This window comes from Undibacterium sp. TC9W (assembly GCF_049339865.1).
In the GTDB taxonomy this organism is placed as follows: Bacteria; Pseudomonadota; Gammaproteobacteria; order Burkholderiales; family Burkholderiaceae_D; genus Undibacterium.
In genome coordinates this window covers 91408-113780 of record NZ_JBMPPJ010000015.1, presented here as the reverse complement: position 1 = coordinate 113780, position 22373 = coordinate 91408, and the positions used below count along the sequence as shown (strand labels likewise).

Annotated in this window: 23 protein-coding genes; 12 read left to right on the top strand and 11 right to left on the bottom strand. The window is 52.2% G+C overall.

Annotation, left to right across the window (positions count from 1 at the left end):
* Nucleotides 1–8 precede the first annotated feature (8 nt).
* The gene (locus ACO0LN_RS20445) at nucleotides 9–440 is read left to right on the top strand and encodes a chemotaxis protein CheW (RefSeq protein ID WP_422976932.1); all 432 of its coding nucleotides are present in this window, start codon (nucleotides 9–11) and stop codon (nucleotides 438–440) included.
* 148 nt (nucleotides 441–588) lie between these two features.
* Here the strand turns inward: ACO0LN_RS20445 and ACO0LN_RS20440 are convergent, their stop codons facing one another.
* On the bottom strand, nucleotides 589–1929 hold the full coding sequence (locus ACO0LN_RS20440) for a sigma-54-dependent transcriptional regulator (protein WP_422976930.1): 1341 nt from the start codon (nucleotides 1927–1929) through the stop codon (nucleotides 589–591).
* A gap of 10 nt (nucleotides 1930–1939) precedes the next feature.
* On the bottom strand, nucleotides 1940–3820 hold the full coding sequence (locus tag ACO0LN_RS20435) for an ATP-binding protein (protein WP_422976928.1): 1881 nt from the start codon (nucleotides 3818–3820) through the stop codon (nucleotides 1940–1942).
* A gap of 210 nt (nucleotides 3821–4030) precedes the next feature.
* On the opposite strand from ACO0LN_RS20435, the gene ACO0LN_RS20430 reads away from it, so the two are divergent.
* The 3 genes from ACO0LN_RS20430 to ACO0LN_RS20420 all read left to right on the top strand — a co-directional run bounded on the left by ACO0LN_RS20430 (nucleotide 4031) and on the right by ACO0LN_RS20420 (nucleotide 6485).
* Nucleotides 4031–4561, top strand: a complete 531-nt coding sequence (locus tag ACO0LN_RS20430) for a hypothetical protein (RefSeq protein ID WP_422976926.1) — start codon at nucleotides 4031–4033, stop codon at nucleotides 4559–4561.
* A gap of 14 nt (nucleotides 4562–4575) precedes the next feature.
* Nucleotides 4576–5475, top strand: coding sequence for a fatty acid desaturase family protein (locus ACO0LN_RS20425; protein ID WP_422976924.1), 900 nt, complete (start codon nucleotides 4576–4578; stop codon nucleotides 5473–5475).
* A 95-nt stretch (nucleotides 5476–5570) separates the two neighbouring features.
* Nucleotides 5571–6485 carry a hydroxymethylglutaryl-CoA lyase gene (locus tag ACO0LN_RS20420; protein ID WP_422976922.1) on the top strand — a complete coding sequence of 305 codons (915 nt, stop codon included), beginning with the start codon at nucleotides 5571–5573 and terminating at the stop codon, nucleotides 6483–6485.
* Nucleotides 6486–6536: 51 nt separating this feature from the next.
* Here ACO0LN_RS20420 and ACO0LN_RS20415 read toward each other — a convergent pair whose 3' ends face one another.
* The 5 genes from ACO0LN_RS20415 to gstA form a co-directional block, all read right to left on the bottom strand.
* Nucleotides 6537–6827 carry a DUF427 domain-containing protein gene (locus tag ACO0LN_RS20415; RefSeq protein ID WP_162061265.1) on the bottom strand — a complete coding sequence of 97 codons (291 nt, stop codon included), beginning with the start codon at nucleotides 6825–6827 and terminating at the stop codon, nucleotides 6537–6539.
* Between the two features lie 4 nt (nucleotides 6828–6831).
* Entirely contained in the window at nucleotides 6832–8022 is a 1191-nt protein-coding gene (gene egtB / locus ACO0LN_RS20410; protein ID WP_422977017.1) for an ergothioneine biosynthesis protein EgtB, read from the bottom strand.
* A 40-nt stretch (nucleotides 8023–8062) separates the two neighbouring features.
* Entirely contained in the window at nucleotides 8063–9040 is a 978-nt protein-coding gene (egtD, locus tag ACO0LN_RS20405; protein ID WP_422976920.1) for an L-histidine N(alpha)-methyltransferase, read from the bottom strand.
* Between the two features lie 839 nt (nucleotides 9041–9879).
* The gene (locus ACO0LN_RS20400; RefSeq protein ID WP_422976918.1) at nucleotides 9880–10257 is read right to left on the bottom strand and encodes a nuclear transport factor 2 family protein; all 378 of its coding nucleotides are present in this window, start codon (nucleotides 10255–10257) and stop codon (nucleotides 9880–9882) included.
* 98 nt (nucleotides 10258–10355) lie between these two features.
* The gene (gene gstA / locus ACO0LN_RS20395; protein WP_422976916.1) at nucleotides 10356–10961 is read right to left on the bottom strand and encodes a glutathione transferase GstA; all 606 of its coding nucleotides are present in this window, start codon (nucleotides 10959–10961) and stop codon (nucleotides 10356–10358) included.
* 128 nt (nucleotides 10962–11089) lie between these two features.
* Between gstA and ACO0LN_RS20390 the strand changes: the two genes are divergently transcribed.
* Nucleotides 11090–12004 carry a LysR family transcriptional regulator gene (locus ACO0LN_RS20390; RefSeq protein ID WP_422976914.1) on the top strand — a complete coding sequence of 305 codons (915 nt, stop codon included), beginning with the start codon at nucleotides 11090–11092 and terminating at the stop codon, nucleotides 12002–12004.
* Here the strand turns inward: ACO0LN_RS20390 and ACO0LN_RS20385 are convergent.
* The 3 genes from ACO0LN_RS20385 to ACO0LN_RS20375 form a co-directional block, all read right to left on the bottom strand.
* Nucleotides 11967–12755: an alpha/beta fold hydrolase gene (locus ACO0LN_RS20385; protein WP_422976912.1), complete on the bottom strand. Its 789-nt coding sequence runs from the start codon at nucleotides 12753–12755 to the stop codon at nucleotides 11967–11969. The two genes, ACO0LN_RS20390 and ACO0LN_RS20385, sit on opposite strands and share 38 nt — an antisense overlap.
* Nucleotides 12752–13762 (bottom strand): M14 family zinc carboxypeptidase, encoded by a 1011-nt coding sequence (locus tag ACO0LN_RS20380; RefSeq protein ID WP_422976910.1) that lies wholly within the window; start codon nucleotides 13760–13762, stop codon nucleotides 12752–12754. Before ACO0LN_RS20380 ends, ACO0LN_RS20385 begins: the two co-directional genes overlap by 4 nt.
* 124 nt (nucleotides 13763–13886) lie before the next feature.
* A complete protein-coding gene (locus ACO0LN_RS20375) occupies nucleotides 13887–15293 on the bottom strand; it encodes an ankyrin repeat domain-containing protein (protein WP_422976908.1) in 1407 nt (468 codons plus the stop codon).
* 170 nt (nucleotides 15294–15463) lie between these two features.
* Here ACO0LN_RS20375 and ACO0LN_RS20370 point away from each other — a divergent pair, with 170 nt between their 5' ends.
* The 7 genes from ACO0LN_RS20370 to ACO0LN_RS20340 all read left to right on the top strand — a co-directional run bounded on the left by ACO0LN_RS20370 (nucleotide 15464) and on the right by ACO0LN_RS20340 (nucleotide 20471).
* Entirely contained in the window at nucleotides 15464–16639 is a 1176-nt protein-coding gene (locus ACO0LN_RS20370) for an aminotransferase class V-fold PLP-dependent enzyme (RefSeq protein ID WP_422976906.1), read from the top strand.
* Between the two features lie 80 nt (nucleotides 16640–16719).
* The gene (locus ACO0LN_RS20365; protein ID WP_422976904.1) at nucleotides 16720–17277 is read left to right on the top strand and encodes a helix-turn-helix domain-containing protein; all 558 of its coding nucleotides are present in this window, start codon (nucleotides 16720–16722) and stop codon (nucleotides 17275–17277) included.
* 35 nt (nucleotides 17278–17312) lie between these two features.
* On the top strand, nucleotides 17313–17840 hold the full coding sequence (locus ACO0LN_RS20360; RefSeq protein WP_422976902.1) for a GNAT family N-acetyltransferase: 528 nt from the start codon (nucleotides 17313–17315) through the stop codon (nucleotides 17838–17840).
* 31 nt (nucleotides 17841–17871) lie between these two features.
* The gene (locus tag ACO0LN_RS20355) at nucleotides 17872–18600 is read left to right on the top strand and encodes a metallophosphoesterase family protein (RefSeq protein ID WP_422976900.1); all 729 of its coding nucleotides are present in this window, start codon (nucleotides 17872–17874) and stop codon (nucleotides 18598–18600) included.
* A gap of 2 nt (nucleotides 18601–18602) precedes the next feature.
* Nucleotides 18603–19151 (top strand): cysteine hydrolase family protein, encoded by a 549-nt coding sequence (locus tag ACO0LN_RS20350; RefSeq protein WP_422976898.1) that lies wholly within the window; start codon nucleotides 18603–18605, stop codon nucleotides 19149–19151.
* Between the two features lie 138 nt (nucleotides 19152–19289).
* Entirely contained in the window at nucleotides 19290–20081 is a 792-nt protein-coding gene (locus ACO0LN_RS20345) for a TIGR00266 family protein (protein WP_162061251.1), read from the top strand.
* A gap of 165 nt (nucleotides 20082–20246) precedes the next feature.
* Entirely contained in the window at nucleotides 20247–20471 is a 225-nt protein-coding gene (locus tag ACO0LN_RS20340) for a hypothetical protein (RefSeq protein ID WP_422976896.1), read from the top strand.
* Nucleotides 20472–20547: 76 nt separating this feature from the next.
* Here ACO0LN_RS20340 and gshA read toward each other — a convergent pair whose 3' ends face one another.
* Entirely contained in the window at nucleotides 20548–22194 is a 1647-nt protein-coding gene (gshA, locus tag ACO0LN_RS20335) for a glutamate--cysteine ligase (RefSeq protein ID WP_422976894.1), read from the bottom strand.
* Nucleotides 22195–22373: the final 179 nt, after the last annotated feature.

The following is a 22373-nucleotide window of genomic DNA, read 5'->3' as shown; positions in this document are numbered from 1 at the left end:
GCCTGAACATGTCTAGCGCAAATGCCTGGTTACTGGACGTAGGCGATGGCAGGCAAGTCGCCATCGGCCAGCGCGAACTCATACAAATCATGGATGCGCAGGACAGCTTTGAGGTGCCTCTTGCACCCGCGCATATGCGGGAGATCATCTTCTGGCAAAAGCGTGCCGTACCCGTCATGCAACTCCCTGTGCGCTTGGGTGGTCGTGCCTGCACGGGCAATATCCTGGCTTTGGTGGCATTTCATGATGCTGTCAGCAATACTGCAGGCCTGGGTGCCATCCATCTGGCGGCCCCACCTGTGCGTGTGCTGGTTGATGATAAACAGGCAAGCAGTCTCGATGAGGCCGGCTGGGAAGATATGGCGATCTCCTGTTTTGAGCAAAATGGACAAAGCATACCTGTGCTGGATTTGAGTCGCCTTTTTTCTGCCGCACATTAATACTGAGTAAGCGCTGATAAAGTACTGGTGACCAGGCATCTGAATTTTGCAGGAGCGGCTTTAGCCGCGAACGACCTGCCATGGCTGCTATTTTTCAGGATCAGAGATTCGCGGCTGAAGCCGCTCCTACAGAGTAAGCTTGTGTTGCTTACTCACGCAAACCATACCTGCGCATTTTGTTCAGCAAGCCTACGCGTGAAATACCCAGTTGTTTTGCTGCATGCGTATGGTTGTGCTGGTTGTCATTCAGCGCGCCGACGATGAGGCGCTTTTCCAGAGCCGTTACCTGTTCCTCCAATAAACCGGTATCCACCGCAGGCGCATCGCTTGCAACTTCACCGCAAGCCAGTGCCAGATCATCTACTACGATCTCGTTCATCTCACCAGCCAGTGCCATTGCCGTTTGCAGGCAATGCTGCAATTCCCTGACATTGCCGGGCCAGGCATGAGATACCAGCCACTCTTGCGCTGCAGCCGTCAGGCGTTTTGGCGGTGTTGATCTGGCCGCAATTGCCTGAGCTATCAGGGCAATATCTTCTGCCCTGTCTGCCAGTGCCAGTGTGCGCATTTGTATGCCCTTGAGGCGGTAATACAAATCATCCCTGAAACTTTTTTCTTCGACCATGACTGCCAGATCACGGTTCGTCGCCGCGACTATGCGCACATCGACACGCAACTCCTCGCGTGCCCCTATGGGAAAGAAGCTGCCAGACTGCAAGAAGCGCAATAACTTGACTTGCATGGGCAGGGGCATTTCACCTACCTCATCGAGGAATAGCGTGCCGCCATCAGCTGCAGCGATCAAGCCCTTGCGGTCACGGTCGGCACCGGTGAAGCTGCCTTTGCAGTGACCAAATAATTCACTCTCGAATAATTCTGCAGGTATGGCGCCACAATGCACGGCAATAAATGCTTTGCCTGCCCGCTTGCCCTGGGCATGCAGGGCGCGTGCCACCAGTTCCTTGCCAGTGCCGCTGGGGCCGGTAATCATGACTGGTACATCGGTAGGTGCAATGCGGCGTATCAGCGAGCGCAATTCCGCCAGCTCGGCACTGATGCCTATCAGGCCCATGCTGTTATCGTCTGGCAGGGCGCGGGCGCGCCATACGGCGAGTTCTCGTTCCAGGCGGCTTTTGTTAAGCGCGCGATCTACCACGACGCGCAAGATATCCGGATCGAGTGGCTTGGGTAAAAAATCCCAGGCCCCCAGGCTGATGGCACGTAGTGCCAGTTCACGGTCTGCATGACCAGTCATGACGACTACAGGTACAGGTGCAAATGCTTGCAATAGTGCCAGGCCCTCATCGGGTGTGAAGCTTGGTGGCAAAGCCAGGTCCAGCAAGACAAGATCAAAGCTGTTCTCCGCCAGCAAGGCATGTACCTGTTCTGCCGTGGCCGCGACCTTGACGATATAACCGAGGCTGGCCAGCCAGTTGCCACACAGGCGTTGAAAGGCTGGCTCATCATCGACCAGTAAAATAGTTTGCATGCTCATGTTGTCATGGTGATGTGGGAAGATAAAATTCAAAACAGCAATTCCAGCCGGGATAAGGGATCAGTGCAACGCAGCCGCCATGGGCCTCCACCAGCCTGCGCACTATCGCCAGGCCCAGACCTGTGCCACCAGGGCGGCGGCTTTTGAAAGCCTGGAACAAATCGGCTTTCTGTTCTGCTGGTATGCCGGGACCGTTATCGCAGATGCGTAGCCTCAGCATCTGCTTGTCTGTCGTTGCTTCGATAAGGATGCGGGCATCTGGTCTGCCGCGCAACATTGCCAGTGCATTATTGAGCAGGTTGTTCAAAATTTGCTCAGTACGCATGCGGTCTATATTGCCGCGTACATTTTCTTCGATATCGCTGCTGATTTGTACGCCATTCGCCATTGCAGTAGGGCGTAGTTGTGCCATGATGTTATCAATCAGTTCTGCCATATCAACAGGCTGGCAATTCAGGCGCACCTCACCGGAATAACTGAGCAAATCCTGTATCAGATGATCGGCTCTTTCTATCTGCTCGCGTATGTCATTGCGCACTTCGGCTGGGCAAGAGATGGCAGCCATGCTGATGATGTTCAGAGGGTTGCGCAATTCGTGGGCAACGGTAGCAGCCAGCCCGCCCAGTTCCGTCAGATGCGCCTGTTGCAGGCGCTGTTTTTCCTGATCGGCATAACGCAGCAACTGGTCAAGTCGCCCGGCGGCAGCTGCCAGCAAGGCACCGAATACTGCGCCCACTCTTTGCACACTGGGGGTTGCTCCTTCCCAGTGTCGCAATTCGTAATGCCATTCTCCGTGGGCGGACTGTGCCTGCTGCCGGTAACAGATAACGCAGGTTTGCTCAGCAGTGCTGCTGTCAGGTGCTCCAGCGTGGAATAGCAAGACAGGCATGGATTGGCGCAAATGGGTTTCCAGTAACGCTGATGCGACCGCGCCCAGTTCCTCCCAGTTCGTCGCCGACTCTAACTGCATGCGCCAGTTGCTGAGCACGGCTGCTTCCAGATGTGCTCCGGGAAAGACCAGTTTTTCCATAAAGCTGCGCACCGGCCTTTCCAGTATCAGCATGATGAGCAGCATGGCAGTGCCCAATAACCATAGCTGCCACAGTGGCAAGGCCGCCAGCGGGCTGAAGCCGGTTTGCGCCACTAGGCTCAGTACCAGACCCGCAATGGCGACCGTCAGCACACTCAGGGCCAGCCAAGCCAGGAAACGGTTGGCCCACAGGTTCACCACCATCATGTCATAGCGCAGGATGCCGAGTACCAGCAAGACTGCATAAAACGGCAGCAGGATCACGCTATAAGGGAAGATGGCGATGCCGAACGAGGCATTCAAAAACATCAGGGTAGAGAGCGAACCCCAGACACCAGCCAGGCAAGCGGCCAGGATCTGCCCCCGTTTTTTGGGGGCAGCAGCAGGCCAGGCCATCAGCAAGAGCAGATAGGCCCAGGTACTCAGGCCGCTGACAAAAATGCCGGGTATCCAGCCCCAGACCGGGAAGATGTAGTAGCGCTTGAATTCCAGCCAGGGCAAGAGGCTACCCATATCGAATATGTTAATCCCCAGCACCACCAGCAGGGCTACTGCATACCAGGCGATGATGCTTGCTGGTCGCAAGCTTCCCAAAAAGCGCAGCACAAAATGCAGGAAAAACACGGCATTCACCGGGCCGGTATTGACCAGTATCTTGCCCAGTTCACTAGTCCTGGCATCACCGAGGTTGATGGCCAGTTGCCCTGTTGCCCACAGGCCTATACCCACGCAAAACAGTGCCAGCGCCTTCATGCCTGGTTGTTGACTTGCCTTTACCCAAAGCCAGATAGCCAGCAAGGGGCTAATGACGCTCTGCAAAGCAAGTGAGAAAAAATAAAGTCCGTAGGCGTTCATGGCCGGTAGCTGTTAAGCATCTTGATAGCAAATTTCAGTCAACTATATAGCAAGCTTACAGTTTTATTGAGGCATAAATTAAATTTCCTTAAGAAACAAGGGCTTATGAAAGATCTTTGTCTGGCACGCAGCTTGCGAATAAGGAGACAGGCAGTTTTCATACCAGCCACCCGAAAAAGTCGTAAGCGATCAAGCGCAGCAGGAAAAATCATGAACGCAACTACATCAAGCTTCTCCCATTTCAATTTGCTGTCCAAGGCCAACTGGCTCAGGTTCAACCGTCTCCTGGCCTGGGCCATGCTCGTCACACCTGTGCTGCAATTTTTTGTCAGGGCAAACCTTGCTTACGCCTTGTTGGTGGATTTTGGTCTCTTGCTAGCACATGGGATTTTGTCGCTGATCTTGTTTGGCTTACCCAAAGTCAAGCGGCAAAAATTTGCGTTTTCCATGCATGTGATGGGTTTTCGCTGGTATTTACTGAGCCCGCGCAATGAATTCCTGTTGACTGGTTACCGCATCGTCCTGGCTCTTTCGGTGTTTCCATTTCTGTTCATTCCTGGCGCCAGATGGCTGGCATTGCTCTTGTTTTATCCATTACTGAGAATGCCAGTTTCTTTCATACAACATTTGTACAGGGCGATGAACTTTGCTTTTCAGCGCTGGGGTATCAAGTATCTGGATGCTGGCTTGGTGGTGTGCATCTATTTGTTCTTTTTCATCACCAACTTGCTGCGTGCCTGATCAGGAGTATGAACATGAGCCATAGTGCTACCCTGACTGATACGGTCTTTCCTGTCGCCCGCCGTAGTGCAGTCGCACCGCTTGCACGAGCTGCCATAAGCCAGCTCAGCCGCCGCCAGGCTGGCTTGCCGAATCTGAGCAGCCTGGGTCTTGATTTGTTAAATGCCAGCAAATTACAAAGCCTGATCTGGCCAGTGCTGCCACTACTGACCCTGGCTGTCTATGCCATGGTTTTTTCCATGCAGTATTACCTCTTGCTGCCGCTGGTTTTCGTCTTGCATTTTCTGGTCTCGGTGACTTTCACCCATGATGTATTGCATGGCGCTGCCGGTTTCAAACCACGCAACACAGAATGGGTCCTGTTTGCCATGAGTATCCTGCTGCTGGAAAGTGGTCATGCCTTCCGCCAGGCGCATCTGCACCACCATAGTCATTGCCTGGAGCATGATGATTTTGAAGGCAGCCCCGCACACCTGAGTTTGCTGGGCGCGCTGAAAGCCGGACCTACCTATCTGGCACGTCATTGGCTGCATGCCTATCGGCTTGCCAGGAATCTTGTGCAAAGGCGCTGGATGCTGGCCGAATTGTGCGTTGCCATCCTCGGAATTGTGATTGCCATACTTGTCTTGCCCTGGACCGCTGCGCCACTGACTTATTGCGTATTCATGTACATAGGTTCTTGCCTGTATCCGGTCACCACGGCCTGGTTACCGCACTTCAAGCCTGACAATCGCATACTTGGGCAAGCCAGGAGCTTGCGTGGCAAGATCATTCCGGCCTTGCTGTTTAATCTTTCTTATCATCTTGAACACCATCTGTACCCGCAAGTGCCCAGCTATAACTTGCCGCAACTGGCGGACAGGCTGGACCCATATTTCGATAAGTTGGGTGTTGCGGTATTGCATGTGGTGTGAGTTGGACTTTTGGCACAAGTAGAAATACGGGGTGAGTTCAGGCTTTAGCCAGCTTGGGGGTAAAATGATGTTATTGCCTTCCAAGGAAAAACAACATGAATGCATCACTGCCCAAGCAAGTCAAAATTGTCGAAGTAGGCCCACGTGACGGCTTGCAAAATGAAAAAGAAAGCATACCCGCCGACGTCAAGATAGAACTGGTCAACCGTCTGACCGCGGCTGGTTTTGTGAATATAGAAGCAGCCTCTTTTGTCTCGCCCAAATGGGTGCCGCAAATGGCCACCTCGGCAGAGGTCATGGTAGGTATTACGCGCAAGCCTGGTGTCATCTATTCAGTATTGACGCCAAATATGAAAGGCTTTGAAGCCGCACTGGCAGCCGGTGCCGATGAAGTAGTGATTTTCAGTTCAGCCTCGGAAGCCTTTGCGCAAAAAAACATCAATTGCTCGATTGCAGAGTCGATAGAACGTTTCCGTGAAGTGGCCGAAGCCGCAAAAGCAAACAAGATACGCTTGCGAGGCAGTATCTCTTGCGCTTTTGGCTGCCCTTATCAGGGTGAAGTCGCTGTGGCCAGCGTAGCCGATGTGGTAGTGCGTTTGCGCGACCTTGGGTGTGACGAGATCGATATCGCCGACACCATAGGCGTGGGCACTGCCAGGCAGGTGCAGACCGTCATGCAGCGGGTGGCGCAGGACTTCCCCATCCATGCCTTGTCAGGTCACTTCCACGACACTTATGGTCAGGCGCTGGCGAATATCTATGCTAGTCTGGAAGTCGGCATGTCGATTTTCCATTCTTCCGTTGCTGGCCTTGGTGGTTGCCCGTATGCCAAAGGTGCGACCGGCAATGTATCGACAGAAGATGTACTCTTCCTTATGCAAGGCCTGGGCATACAAACTGGCATAGACCTGAATGCCGTGGTGGATGCAGGGCAATTCATTTCTGCGCATCTGGGCCGCAAGGCAGCCAGCCGTGCTGGTAATGCTTTGGCGGCGAAACGTCTGGGCTAAAACTAATATCACATTTCATGCAAGCGAGTTGATGCTTGCATGATGTCATGTTCAGGCAGAAACTTCTACCCCGCGCCAGAAGGCAATGAAACCGTTTATTTCTTTAGCCGCATCCTTGGGTTCAGGGTAATACCAGGCAGCATCTGAATTGACTTCACCATTGACGACAACATCGTAATAGCTGGCTGTACCTTTCCATGGACACACCGTGTGCTTGTTACTGTCGCGCAAATGCTCAGGGTTGACGCTATTTTTAGGGAAATAAATATTGCCTTCCAATTTCACAATTTCACTATCACTGGCTTGGGCAATGACGGTATCTTTCCATTTTGCGGTGGGCATAAAACTACTCCTCAATAAGTGATCGGGCCAGGCGCAAGCCTGTCAGTTGCCAGCGTGCTGTTGCCGGGAAAAAATTGCGGTAACTTGCGCGGCTGTGGCCTGCCGGGGTAAAGGCAGAAGAGCCGCGCAAGACATACTGGTTGACCATGAATTTACCATTGTATTCACCCACTGCACCTGCTGCCGGGACAAAGCCGGGGTAGGGGCTGTAGCTGCTGCTGGTCCATTGCCAGCCATGACCAAACAACTGGCTCAGTTGGCCTTCAAGTTCATGTTGTTGTGCGGCATATTCCCATTCTGCTTCTGTGGGCAGGCGCGCCCCTGCCCAAGTCGCAAAGGCGCTGGCTTCGAAATACGAGATATGTCCAAGCGCCTGCTGCGGATTCAGCGGCAGCAAACCATGCAGGCCAAATTCCTGCCAGCCTTGCTGGAAATCATAGCGCCAGTACAGTGGATGACGCAGGTCTTGCTGCTGCACCCAGTCCCAGCCTTCAGACAGCCACAGGGCAGAATTCTGGTAACCACCATCTTCTATGAATTCCAGGTATTCTGCATTACAGATCAGACGCGTCGCGAGCTGGAATGCTTCCAGAAACTGGCGGTGGCGCGGGCCCTCGTTATCAAAGGAAAAGCCCTTGCCCTGATGGCCAATTTCACACAGGCAGGCATCATAGTCTTGCCAGCTCAGAGTGTTGGAGGCTGGCATGGGTTTGCGCATGTCTGCTGCCGGATACAAAGCCGGGAATAAAGGATTGCATGAAAGCAGATGCTTGATGTCAGTCAGCATCAGTTCCTGATGTTGCTGTTCATGTTGCATGCCCAGTTCCAGCAGGGATGCAAAGCGGGCATCGCCGAGCTTGTCCTGGCATTGCATTATGCGTTCATCGACATTACGCCTGTAGGCAAGCACAGTGTCAAGCGATGGCCGTGTCAGCAAACCACGTTGCGCACGCGGGTGCTTGTCACCGACACCGTTGTAATAAGAATTGAAGAGTACCCGGAAGTCAGTGTGAAAAGCCTGGAAATCCGTTTCAAACTGCTCAAGAATAAAGGTTTCGAAAAACCATGTCGTATGCGCCAAATGCCATTTGATGGGGCTGGCATCGGGCATGGATTGCGCCGTGCAATCTTCGGCAGACAGAGGCGCAGCAATCGCGACTGAGCGCAGGCGGATTGCTTGCCAGCGTTCAATCATGCTTGCCTGATGCAGGTTTTGCCCCGGCTCTGTGAAGGGATCAAGCAGCTTTGGCATGGATAACGGCGAACCATTCATTTTTGTCCGTCCAGTGACAGCTATGGGAAAAACCAGCATCGGCCAGCAAGGCATTAAAACCCGATATGCTGTATTTATAGCTGTTTTCCGTGTGTATGTGTTCACCCTTGATAAAATTTCTTTGCCCGCCTGGCCAGGTGACCTGAATATTTTCCCTGGCGCGCAAATGCATTTCTATGCGGGATTTTTCTGTGTTGAAAAAAGCCTCATGCTGCCATTGACTGACATCAAAATCGGAATGCAGCAAATGATTGATGTGACGTAACAAATTCAGGTTAAAGGCCGAGGTAACACCCAGGCTGTCGGCATAGGCGGCATCCAGCAAGGCTTTGTCCTTGATCAGATCTACGCCGATGAGTATGCCCGCATCATTGTCACAGGCAGCGCGCAAATGGCACAGGAATGCCAGTGCTTCTTCCGGTTCAAAATTACCTATGGATGAACCGGGGTAAAAGAACAGGCGTTTGTCACGTCTTACTTCGGCAGGCAGCTTCCAGTCCTGTGCCAAGTCCAGCCCCAGCGCCGTCATCTCTATATGCGGGAAACGCTGCTGCAAGCGGCGTACCGCATCCTGCAAGTGATGAACAGAAATATCAATGGGCACATATTGGTCAGGGTGCAGTACCGGGAACAGCCGCGCTGCCTTGGCGCAATTACCCGCGCCCAGATCAATCAGGCTGCCACCCAGACCAATGACCCGTGCCATGTCGCCCATGTGCTGGGTAAAAATGTCTGCTTCAGTGCGGGTGGGATAATATTCCGGCAGCACGCAAATCGCTTCAAACAGGACCGAGCCTACCGCATCATAAAAATACTTGGGTGAGGTATGGGCGGCATCGGCGAGCAAGCCGTTTTCCAGCTCGCGGACAATATGGGGTGCGGTGGTGCGCGCAGTGGTGACGCTGTCGGCCGTGTTAGCCAGGCTATTGGATTCGGGCATGGTTTTGAGGCTAAGAAATTCAATCGGCAGACCAAAAGGTTTTGGTCTGTGCTTGATACTCAATACGGCCTTGCTTTCAGCCCGCCTTTATGCGGAGCTTGCCTGTGAGTCTGGTTGTTGACTCTGGTGTGGCACAGTGTACAACTTATTGTTTGAAAAATCTTGGGACGGTGTTTTCTCGGGTGGTTTTCCTACAAAGTGGGGTAATCTCAATAACGTAGTTTATGCGTATGACTTTCAGCAGTCTGCGAGACTAGCTTTAATGCAGATGGACCTAGAATCTGACCTGGCTGCGAGCCCTTGGATTAGTGAAACCTCAGTTAGCGTCATTCCAGCGTGTTTTTGGCTGGAATCCAGCGGCGTTCTTGCATACTGGTGCAGCTTTTAATATCAGATTCGTATTGCTCAAGTCTTCGCTTTCAAATACCTTCACAAGTTATTTGCGATTGCGGGCCGGTGGTAGACCGGCAGCTACACACCTTTTTGCTTCGCCAAAAAGGTGTGCCAAAAAGGCGACCCAGGCATAGCCGCCCCTAAAGGGGTTCCCGTTTGTGCAGTACAAAAAATGGGAAGATCCGAAACTCGCCTGCGGCGTTGCCCTTAGGAACATGCGCTTGCAAGCGCATGCCGTTACGCAGGCGGACAGCATGCTGTCCGAAACCCCTGCTACACCTCAGACAGCGGCTCTTCTTAATCCATTTTCTGTACAGCACAAACGGCGGCTACACATGGGAACTGCTAAAGTCAAAAAAACAACACCAAGGTCAAAAGCAACACCAAGGCCAAAAGCAACGTCAATACGACCTGAGTCCATATTTTTGAAAACCAATTGATTTTATTCAAACATCCATCAATTCAAAATGAAACACCTTACTCACAATCTGCCACCTGCCATCCAGTTTTACCAGCGTTAAAAAATCAGTAAAAAACTTGTTGGCAATCGCACATTCGACGCGGGCGAAGGCGGTGACCGGGCCCGCCATTTCCAGGGAGATGATGCGGTCGCGGCGGGTTTCGTTTTTGCTGGCGGGGGCGGGGCGTTTATCGACCACGGGGAAGTATTGCTGCATGTCCAGATGCAGTAAATTTCCTTCGGTGGCGCAGTAGTAATGGGCTTCGGGGTGGAATACCTGGGCGAGTATGCTGGTGTCACTGTGGTACAGACCATCGAAGTAGCGGTTCAGCATGGCGATGATGTCGGGGTATGCAGTTTCCATTTTTGCCTTTTTAAATGTGAATACGGTAGCGTCATCCATGAGCTACCGTATTGTCTGCCGTTTCGGGTTTTTTTGCCGAAGCGGTTTTCGTTTCAGATTCAGGCGGGCAAGCCTTCTGCCTTCAGTGCAGCTTGTACATGCGGCCTGGCCTTGACGCTGGCGAGGAATTTTTGCAGGTGGGCAAAGTCACTGATATCAAGGTTCACATGTTTGCTCCAGCCGCTGACGGTGAACAGATAAGCGTCGGCGACGGTGAAGGTGTCACCGGTCAGGTAGGTGTGGCCTTCGAGGCGGCTGTTGACCCAGGCGAATTTTTTACGCAAGAGTTCTGCGACACGCGCTTTACCTTCGGCAGGCATGTCAGCATCAAACAGTGGTGCGAAGGACTTGTGCAATTCTGAACTGATGTAGTTTTGCCACTCAAGCACGCGGTAACGTGCGAGGCCGGATGCTGGCAGCAGATCGCGATTTTCAGCGCGTTCGGCTATGTACTGGGCAATGATGGAGCCCTCGGTCAGTATCTCGCCATTATCGAGCTCTGCAGTAGGCACCTGGCCTTTGGGATTGATGCTGTAGAAATCCAGGCCGTCTGCAGTTTTGTGAACATAGGTATCGACTTTTTGCAAAGTGAAATCCAGGCCAGCTTCTCGCAGGATGATGTGTGGGGACAAAGAGCAGGCACCGGGGGAGAAATAGAGTTTCATGGGTTTGGCCTTTCGATAAAGGTTGACTGGCGGCACTGTCATGATGAGCAGGGCGTGACGGCATACTATGCCAAACGAAATAGTTGATAAACTAGGTGAAAGTTACTTTATAAATTACATGGTGTAATGTGAATCGACATTTTGCGGATGTATTGCTGGGCAGCATAGAATTGTTTTGCCTCGCAGCCGAACTGGAAAGCTTCAAGGATGCGGCCAATGCAGCAGGCTTGACGCCTGCAGCGGTCAGCCGTTCTATAGCCCGACTGGAAGAGCGCATAGGCGTACGCCTGTTTGTGCGCACCACGCGGCAATTGCGGCTGACCGAGGCTGGTCGTGCGTATTTTGTGCAATGCCGTCAGGCGCTGAACCAGTTGGTAGAGGCTGAGCGTGAAGTGTCCGGCCAGCAAATGCAACCGGCTGGTCTCGTGCGCATCAGCATGCCCACGCCTTATGGGCATTACCGGGTGCTGCCCCTGCTGGCAAAATTCCGCCAACTATATCCGCTGGTCAAACTCGATTTGCAACTCAGTAACCGCAATGTTGATCTGACAGCCGATGGTTTTGACCTGGTGATACGTGGCCGTAACCCGCCGGATTCAGGCATAATTGCGCGCCGTCTGGAAGATACCGAGATCGTGGTCTGTGCCACTCCAGAATACCTGCAGCGTTTTGGTGTGCCGATCAGGCTGGAAGACCTGGACAGGCATGAATGCCTGCAATTTGTCTTGCCCAGTGCGGGGCAAAATATAGTCTGGATATTCAGGCGCGATGGCCAGGACATCGATTGGCCGACCAAAGGTGGCCTGACCTGTTCAGAAGATTTGCTGGGCATCATCACCCTCGCAAAAAATGGCGCGGGCCTGTTGCAATCTTCCCGCTTCATGGTCGAAGATGATTTGCGTACGGGCCGCATGGTCGAAGTGCTGCAAGAATTCAAAGGGCGCACCCGGCCATTTTCCTTGCTCTACCCGCGTGACCGGCACCTGCCTTTGCGCGTCAGGGTGTTCATTGATTTTCTGGTGGCAGAGCTGGCGCAAAATTAATATCCACCTGCCAGTTCACAACTTGTTGTATGACCCAGCCCGCATCATCGAGTGGCAAGTCATGGCCTGCCGTGGGATGCAAGTGCAAGGAGCAATTCCATAAGCCTGCCAGTTTGCGTGAGCAAGCTGCATTGACGAGTTTGTCCTGTTCACCTGCGAGCAAGTGTAGCGGAACTTTACCCGAATATGGTGGTGCACGAAAACGCATCGCGGCCAGTAATTGCCGCAGGATATTGCCCACGCTAATGGGCTTTTCCTGCGCATATGCAGTCCAGCACCTGATGATTGCTTTGGACTGTTCTGCAGTTTGTAAATTGCTGGTGATGCGCAAGATCAGTCGCTCGCGCTGTTCGCTTGAGCCAAATAACATGGTCACAATCAATGCCGGATAATTTGCCGGTCTCAGCCTTTGGTAAAAGGGATTATGCGGTGCCACGCTGGTATTGATCAGCACCATGCGTTGCAAATCATCAGGATACCGGTCTGCCCAGGCCAGTGCCACCATGGCACCCAGTGACACGGCCAATACCTGCACAGGTTCTGCTACCCCTTGTACCTGTAGCTGCCTGTGGCAATGATCTGCCATCGCTGCTACCGTGGTAAGGCTATGCTCGGCATGTAATTGACCATTGCCAGGGAAGTCCAGGCACAGCACGCGCTCCGCCCCAACAGCTTGCTGGAAGTGTGCAGGAAAATCTCCCCAGTGCCGGCTCTCGCGCATGAGACCGCGCAATAATACCCAGGTCGTCATGGCCGGTACCAGCGTGCTACGGCACGCTCCTGCAAACGCAAGCGGGTAGGGCCCTGCGCCAGCCATTGCGCATGGCCGCAAGTTGCCCGCATCAGAAAATCCAGCCAGGAATTATGCCTGCGCAATACCCGACTCAGCCTGTGCTGCGCTACCGGGTTGAACATGCCATGCCGCGAAAATAACTGGCGCGGATTTTTCTTCACCCATAGCCAGGATCCCATTTCCAGCGTCAGCGGCAAGAAGGTCTTGCTGCTGTCCTGTTGCGCCTGCAGGTAGAGGTAATCCCAGATATCACCATGGGTGCGGTATTGCAGGCTTTGTGGCTCGAACAGATAAGAATGATTGGGGTGGGTCTGCTCGAATAATTCTTCCAGCGCCAGGATGTCAGCCAGATGGTCGATGGGATGCACACTGTGCGCATGCGGGAACCAGACGCGGTCACGCAAGCCAAAGCCCGAGTGGCAATCTATCGCCATGCTGAAGGGGCGGGCCAGCAATTCTTGTTGCACAGTGCGGCACAGCGCCAGGTTTTCTGCTTCCATCTCTGCACCGGCAGCACCACGATACCATGGCAGGCGCGGGCTATAGCGATGTCCACCGAGCAGGAAAGGCACCTTGTCCAGCGCTTCCACCGGCGCATTGCGCATCAGGTCAACGCCGCTGGGGTTGCAGCGCGTCGCCTGCCACATGCCGCCTGGATTGATCAATGGCATGAACACCAGACGCACATCCTGCAACATGTGTTGCAGGCTCTTGTCCCATGACAACCGCGTCAGCAAGCCGCGCAGGAAAGTCAGCAAGACTTGCGTACCTATACGCTCCAGTCCATGGATACCACCAAAAAAACCGATGGCAGGCAAACTGGTATCAGGGTTACCTAGCGCCAGTTTATACACAGGGAATTGCCTGCTCTTGACCGCGACCTCGCACAAGACATCGACCTCCAGCTGTCCACGGCCAAGGGCGATGATGCGTTCCAATTCATTCAGTTCAGGCAGTGCAGACATGGCGCGTGCTTAAAAGTTAACCACGCCATGCTAGAGGAGCTATAAGCAGAATGCAAGGAGCAAGCGGCTTTTGCAGCGAATTGATCAATTATGACCAACAGATGACAGATTTTTTAAAATAGGTTTATGCAACTGACCACACTGCAGTTTTCAGGCATAGCTGATAATTTTTGGTATTGGCTATATAGTCTTCTTTACCATCTATGATGACAATCTGCTTGCCGCCGGATACAAAAATCTTGTCATCTTTGAGTCGTGCCTTGTGACGGCTGATAAAACCTGGGCCATCGCCCTGGGTGTCAAACGGGCTGATTTTTAGTGACTTCGTATCCAGTTGATAGACGGCTGTGTGACCAGCAATTCTTGCATCCTGATAGCCTAATCTGCCGATGATGTAAATCGCATCATCAACCAGGGTCGCTGTATGGAAATCCGTGGGTGGAAAAATTTCTCTGGCATAGCTATAGATATTGATGTCACCGCTCTTTTCAAACACAGTGACATCGTTATAGATACAAAAATCAGGGTCATAAAAGTCTTCGTGCTCACCACCAATTTCTATGATGCGGCCATCTGGCAAAATGGTAGTTGTCCGACCAAATCGTTCATAACACCAGATGATGTTGCCATCGTGACTGCCATCATCATGAAACATTTCACTCGCACGCCATGCAGATGCGCCCGAGCGTATCATCGCCAACCAAAAGGGTTTATTGGTTTTTATGGCGTTAGCTGTACCGAATTCTCTATATCTTCCATTGAGATAATCATCTTTTGATACGACAGGTGAAGCATTGTGTTTTATTCCCAGCAAATTTGCATGCATTTGGGAGCTGATGTCGTTGATGTCTTCGCCATATTTGACCAACAGATCAACGATCTCCAAATTCTTCGCTACTTGAATTGCTCGATAAGGAATGTGATTGCCTTTAGAGATATCAGCACCTCGTTCAAGCAGAAATTTTACGCAGTCAGTCAGACCAAGTTCTGCCGCCAGGATTAAGGGTGTATTAAGATGATTGTCAGTGGCTTCAATACTGAATCCCTCATCAAGCAACCATGTCAACATAGGTATTTGATTTGTTTGGACCGCATATTGCGTCGCATTTCTGCCACCAAAACCCACCGCTTCTGTATTTGCGCCAAGTTTGAGCAATAGACGCGCTTTTTCAATGTCACCAAGAAGAGCCGCAATTAAAAATGGTGTGCGTGACAAAAAATCTGCCGTCTCCAGATCACCTGTTTCTTCGATTTTTTGCTTCAGGCTCGCAGTCGTTCCGAATGCGACTTCCTGCATGACATCTGTCCAGTTAAGCTCAGATTCTTTGGCGCCAGCATCCAGCAGCAATTTGACCACGTCAAAGCGACCATTGTAGGACGATACCCTTACTGCTGGTTTCTCACACTCGGCTATGTGATCAGGGCCCGTCTCTTGAGCTATTATCTGTTTTACTTCTTCGAGTAAGTTGGCACTATTGATATGTATGGTCCGTAACAGGACCGGAGTTTTTATTGGCTCAAATCTTCGCATGGGTAAGCACTGGTCCAAAAGACCGGCATTAACAAGATTGATGTGATCATTCGATCTGTTTTAGGGAACTTTTCATCTGAACGCACATCTCTTTATGAAAGCTGATGGTATGTCATTCGAAGTCAGATTATCACATGCTTTATCCGCGTGAATTAAAACAGGAGTTTGTTTTGTCTAATAATTTGCAACAAATCGCAGCAGATGATGAGGCCTATTGGTCGGGTATCCGTGAACAATATACTGTTTCACCCGATTTCATCAATCTCGAAAACGGCTATTTCGGCGTGCAGGCGCGGCCTGTGTTTGAAGCGTTCCAGCGTTATCAGGCGCAGGTGAATGCCGAGACTTCGTACTTCTTGCGGGTGCGTTATGCGTCCATGTTTGTGCAAGTCATGCAGGCGCTCAAGGATTTTTGTGGGGTGGATGAGGGCGAGCTGGTGCTGACCCGCAATCTGATCGAGGGCATGAATATTTTGCTGCAAGGTTATCCCTTGCAGGCGGGTGATGAAGTCATCCTGGCTACCCATGATTACGATCTCGTTATTGATACCCTGCTGATGCTGGAACAGCGCAAGCAGATACAACTGCGACATTTGCAATTGCCGTTCGATCCTGTCAGTGATGAAGAGATTGTGGCCCAGTATGAGCAAGCGATTACGAACAGGACCAAGCTGATACTGGTCACACATATCGTGCACAGGACAGGACAGATCATGCCAGTCGCCAAGATCACGGCCATGGCTAGACGTCATGGAGTAGATGTCATGGTTGATGCGGCGCATTCCTTTGCTCATCTGAACTATCGCATGACTGAGTTGGGCGCTGATTTTGTCGCCGTGAATTTGCACAAATGGCTGGGTGTGCCGCTGGGTGTGGGCATGCTGTATATACGCAAGAACCGGGTCGCGGATATTGCGCCGCTGTTTGGCAATGCCAAATTTGCCGACAATGAAATTTTCAAATTCACGCAAGTCGGTACGGTGCCGCCAGCAAATATCCTGACGGTCCTGGATGCGTTGCAATTTCATGCATCGATAGGTTCGGCCAACAAGGAGGCGCGCCTGCGTTACCTGACGCAATACTGGGTCAATCAGGTGCGTGGTTTGCCCGATGTGCGCATCATGACACCGACCGACCCGCAACGCTCTTGCGCGATTGCAGGTTTTGGTATCGCTGGCAATTCTGGACATGCGATTGTCGATTACCTCATGCGCGAGCATAAGATATTTACCGTTACGCGCGATCTGGATGGGCATGACATCGTCAGGGTGACACCGCATTTATATACCAGCCTGGAAGACCTCGATAAGCTGGTGGCAGCGATCAGGCAACTGACGCAAGCCTGATTACGGCTGGATGTAGTCACAAAGGGGTAAAGTAATAATTTCCAGTTTACAGGATTTATTTATCCTATATAATGGAAATTATGGATATCAATACGATTATTGCCCGCAGGGTGCGTGACTTGCGCGACCAACAAAAGCTGTCGCTTGATACGCTGGCCAAGCGCAGCGGCGTCAGCCGTTCGAATATTTCGCTCATAGAAAGAGGCGAGAGCAGCCCCACTGCAGCTGCGCTAGACAAGCTGGCCGTGGGACTGGGGGTGACGCTGGCGTCCCTGTTTGAGGACAGCACGCCTGCTGCTGTGGCTTTGCCGGTCTCGCGTCTGACCGAACAGGTATGTTGGACTGATCCCGCCTCAGGCTATATGCGCCGCAATCTTTCACCCGGCCTGCCTTCACACCTGCAACTGGTGGAAGTCGAATTCCCGGCGGGGCAAACCGTGCGCTATGACAGTTTCCATCGTGATGTCGATATACAGCAGCAAGTCTGGATAATGGCGGGCCAGATGCGTCTCTCCGTTGGGGACCAGGTCTGGGACTTGCAGACTGGCGATTGTCTTTCCATGGCGCTGGATAAACCTATCACCTTCCATAATCCTGGAAAAATCGCGGCACGTTATCTGGTGGCGCTGTGCAAGTAGCAGCCTCTTTCAGTTTTCAACTCATGGAGTAAATCATGTCTGAGCAAGTCCACATCCAGATTCTCGATGCCGCAGCAGCGCAGGCAAATGTAGCTGCATTGGCCGAGGTATTGACGGACTGTGTAGCCGGTGGTGCATCTGTCAGCTTTATGTGGCCTTTGCCGCGCGAACGTGCGCTGCAATTCTGGCAGGGCGTGGCTGAAGGCGTGGCGCGCAAGGAGCGCATCCTGCTGGTTGCCAGGGATGACAGCGGCGATATCCTGGGCACGGTACAATTGATCACAGCCATGCCAGACAACCAGCCGCACCGCGCCGATGTCGCCAAGATGCTGGTGCACAGGAAGGCACGTCGCAAAGGTATTGCACAAACCCTCATGGCAGCGGTTGAGCAAGCTGCCAAAACCGCAGGCAAGTCTGTGCTGGTGCTTGATACAGTTACTGGTGGTGATGCCGAGCGCCTGTATGAACGTGCAGGCTGGCAAAAGGTAGGCGTGGTACCCAATTATGCCCTGATGCCGGACGGTGAATTTTGCGGGACGACTTTTTTTCACAAACAGATATAGCAGATTAAGCAAATAGTGCGGAGTAAATCAAATGCGCATCGCAGTGATTTCAGATATACACGGTAATCTCGCTGCACTGGAGGCAGTAGCTGCCGATCTGCGTTTGCGTGCTGTTGATCAGGTCGTCAATCTGGGCGACAGCCTGTCTGGCCCCTTGCTGCCAAAAGAGACGGCAGATTTCTTGATGGCGCAAACTGGCTGGATACATCTGGCCGGTAATCATGAACGCCAGATACTGGAACTGAACGAGCGCTCAGGTACTGGAGATGTTTATGCACACCAGCAAACCACGGCGGAACAAAAAGCATGGATGGCGGGTTTGAAATCGGTGCTGCAACTGAATGCAGAAGTCTTGCTATGTCATGGCACGCCGGCCAGCGACTACACCACTTTGTTGCAGGTGGCCGACAGGAACGCCACTGCGCAAGAAGTACAGGACAGACTGGGGCCGCAAACTGCAGCCGTTATCGCCTGTGGCCACAGCCATGTCGCCCGCAGTGTACGTACGGCGGCAGGGCAACTCATCGTCAACCCAGGCAGCGTTGGTCACCCGGCCTACGAATATGATTACCCTTACCCGCACAAGATAGAGTCAGGTTCACCCGACGCACGTTATGCCATCCTGGAAAAGAGGCAGCATGGCTGGACAGCCAGCCTGATCAATGTCCCCTATGCCTGGCAACATATGGCAGAACTTGCGGCCTTGCGTGGGCGTGAAGACTGGGTCAGTGCCTTGCAAAGTGGTTACATGAACGGATAAATATGAAAAAACAAGATACAGCCCTGATCATCATCGACATGCAACGTGGCATGGCCGACCCCAAATCCGGGCGCAGGAATAACCCGGATGCAGAAGAAAATATACGCCAGTTGCTGGCAGCATGGCGTGCGGCAGGCAGGCCTGTTGTGCATGTCAGGCACATGTCGCGCTCACCCGCTTCAGTATTCTGGCCAGGCCAGCCAGGCAATGAATTTCAAGAGAAACTACTGCCTTTGGCCAGTGAACATGTAGTCGAGAAAAATGTGACGGATGCCTTCGTCAATACGGGTCTGGAGCGCTGGCTGCATGTGCGTGGTATCAAGGAGCTCGTGATCGTCGGTGTCAGTACCAATATGTCTGTCGAGGCGACGGTCCGCAGTGCTGGTAACCTCGGTTTTAACACCACGGTAGTGGCTGATGCCTGCTTCAGTTTTGACAGACTGGATTTTCTTGGCAAACCTCAGACGGCGGAAGAAGTGCACATCAATGCGCTCAGCAATCTGCAGGGTGAGTATGCGACTGTGCTCAATACGGCAGTCTTGCTAGACTAAAGACACAGTCTGACATGCGCTGCGGTAATTTGCGCTGAATATTACCGCTGCCACCACCTACCCCAAAACCCAAAAATTTCATAAAATGCCCGCACTGCCGCATGGGTCTGCGGATTAATTTACTGTATGGGAACTACCATGGCGATGGATGTCATAGATTATGAAATTTTTGGCGACGATATGCAATTCGTCGAAGTCGAACTCGATCCAGGCGAAGCTGCCATAGGTGAAGCCGGTACCATGTTCTACATGGAAGACGACATACAGATGGAAACCATCTTTGGCGATGGTTCTGCCGGTCAGACTGGCATCTTTGGTAAATTGCTGGGTGCCGGCAAGCGCCTGGTCACAGGTGAATCCCTGTTCACCACGGTCTTCATGAACGGTGGCGTGGGCAAGCGAAAAGTCGCCTTTGGTGCGGCTTATCCTGGCAAGATCATCCCCATGCATCTGGATCAACTCGGTGGTACGCTGCTGTGCCAGAAAGATGCCTTCCTTTGTGCTGCCAAAGGCGTGTCACTTGGCATCGCCTTTCAAAAACGCCTGGGTGCCGGTTTCTTTGGTGGCGAAGGCTTTATCCTGCAAAAACTCGAAGGTGACGGCCTGGCATTTGTCCACGCCGGTGGCGCCATCATAGAAAAGACCCTGCATCCCGGCCAGACCCTGCGTGTTGATAGCGGCTGTGTCGTGGCCTTTACCCAGGAAGTGGATTTCGACATCAAGTTTGTCGGCGGCGTTAAAACAGCCTTGTTCGGCGGTGAAGGCATATTCTTTGCCCACCTGCGCGGCCCTGGCAAAGTCTGGCTGCAATCCCTGCCGTTAGCACGTCTGGCTAACCGCATCGTCGGCGCATCAAAAATTGGTGGCAGCCAGGGCGGTGAGCAAGGCTCGGTACTTGGTGGTCTTGGCAATTTGTTTGAAAAAGATTAAACCAATTTTTATGAGACCAGCCCGCTTGTGCCCTGCATAAGCGGGCTTTTATTTTTCCGGCTGAATAAAATAGTCTTTTGCAGGAACTAAATTCGGCTTACTCCTGTCTATCTTCATGCTTATAGCCGATTACTACTTTTATTCAACAAATTCACCCAAGTTGCCATGTTTAAAAAATTACTCGTCCTGTCCTTAATACTTTCCAGCCAGCTGGCTATGACAGGCTGCGCCGTTGTCTATGACCTGGGGCAAGACTCTAACCAGCGTCAATGTGAAAAACTGCAGGACTGGAACGAACGCAAGACTTGCCTGCAGCAAAACAAGACTAGCTACGAGCAATATGAAAAACAGCGCGAAGACTTGCGCACCAAGGGTACAGAGAAGAAATAAGACAGGAGCTTATGGCGGTAGCGAGGCAAACATCAGCCGCACAACAGCTCCTGACAAAGTAGAAATCAAGCAGAGATTAATTTGTTGTTGTCGCCTGTGCTTCCATATTTTGCATCAAGGCCGCCTCGTTAAAGGATTCGCAGCATATTTCGCTGGAAGTACGCGAGCCATAATGCGAAATAAACTCATCAAAGCTACCGCTTTGCGTGTTTTCCATCTCTGCCTGTTCCACCAATGATTTTTCTGCCATTTTGGTGTACAAGGCCAGTTGCTCAGGTGCAGGTGGGCGGGCGCGGAATTCATTTGCGAGGCGCATGCTTTGCTGCAGGGCGAACTCGGTGAAAGAATTATTTGCGGCACGTATGGCGTCAAGTACCTTGGCTGATGGCGTCAGTTCAGGGTGCTGCAGTTTTTCAGTTTGTACCTGCATTGCCTGCGCGTGACAGTTGTCGCCACGCTGGGCATCGAGCAGGGCTGCTACTGGTGCGATGCGCTCCAGTAATTCCTTACCCCAGTCCAGCAATGAAATTGACTCGCCATGGCGCGACAACATCAGGCCAGGACGGCGGCCTTGTTTCACGGTCAGGGCAAAATTCTCGACATTTTCATCACCTTCAACCTGGTTCGTCAAAGGACTTTCTTCCAGTGCGCAAAACAGCAGGAAGGCATCAAGGAAACGTGAAGTTTCAAGGCTGATGCCAAGCGGGTCGAAGGGATTGACATCCATGCAGCGTACTTCTATGTATTGCACGCCACGTGCGCACAGGGCCTCTACCGGGCGCTCACCGGTTTTGATGACGCGTTTCGGCCTTATCGTGGCATAAAACTCGTTTTCTATCTGCAGCACATTGGTATTGATCTGTACCCATTCACCGTTTTGTTGCGTGCCTATCTTTTCATACTCAGGGTAGGGCTGGCGCACTGCCAGCGACAGGCTGCGCATATATTCAAGCAGGGTGTTATACGGCGGTACCAGGCCAGACTGGGCATTGTTCTGGTAACCAAGATCACTCATGCGCAGGCTGGTGGCATACGGCAGGTACAAGGTATCGTCAGACAGGGTTTCCAGTTGATGCGGGCGGCCACGCAGGAAAGGTGTCGATAGCGCAGGCGAGGCACCGAACAGGTACATCAGCAGCCAGCTATAGCGATGGAAATTGCGTATCAGGGCGATATAACTTTCAGACTGCACATGCATGGCACTGCCGCTGCTATGTTCGGCCTGCTGCAAAACTTTCCATAAATCTTCAGACAGCGAATAGTTGTAGTGTATGCCAGCGATGCATTGCATGCTTTTGCCATAACGCAGGGCCAGTCCGCGACGATAGACATGCTTGATCATGCCTATATGTGAATTGCCATACCAGGCGATAGGGATGTCTTTTTCTTCCGGCAGGCTGCAAGGCATGGATTGATGCCACAGCATTTCATTACCCATGACGGTATAGGCAAAACGATGGATATTGTCGAGTTCGTCCAGCGCGGTGGCGATGTCTGGTTCGGCCGGGGTGATGAACTCCAGCAGGGATTCAGAATAATCGGTCGTGATCTGAGGATTGGTCAAGGCCGAACCCAGGGCCGGCGAGTGTGGCGTCAAAGCCAGCTTGCCATCGGCGTGCACGCGCAGGGTTTCTCTTTCTATGCCACGCAGGCCACCAGCAAGCAAAGGACGGTTTGCATCACTATCGAGTAGCGCCAGGCGTCGGTTTAACAGAGTGCTCACGGTGTCTTCCTTCAAGATTTTGTTGTCTTTGCAATCAGATTTGCAAAAAATATCGAGCAAGCATAGCCGAAAAATGAAAATGGCATACGACAGCGCTCAAATTTCAAATATGAAAACTTTTTTAGTTTATAACAGTCTCATGACCAGTCGGTTTCAAGGTCAATGAAGTCCAATCAATC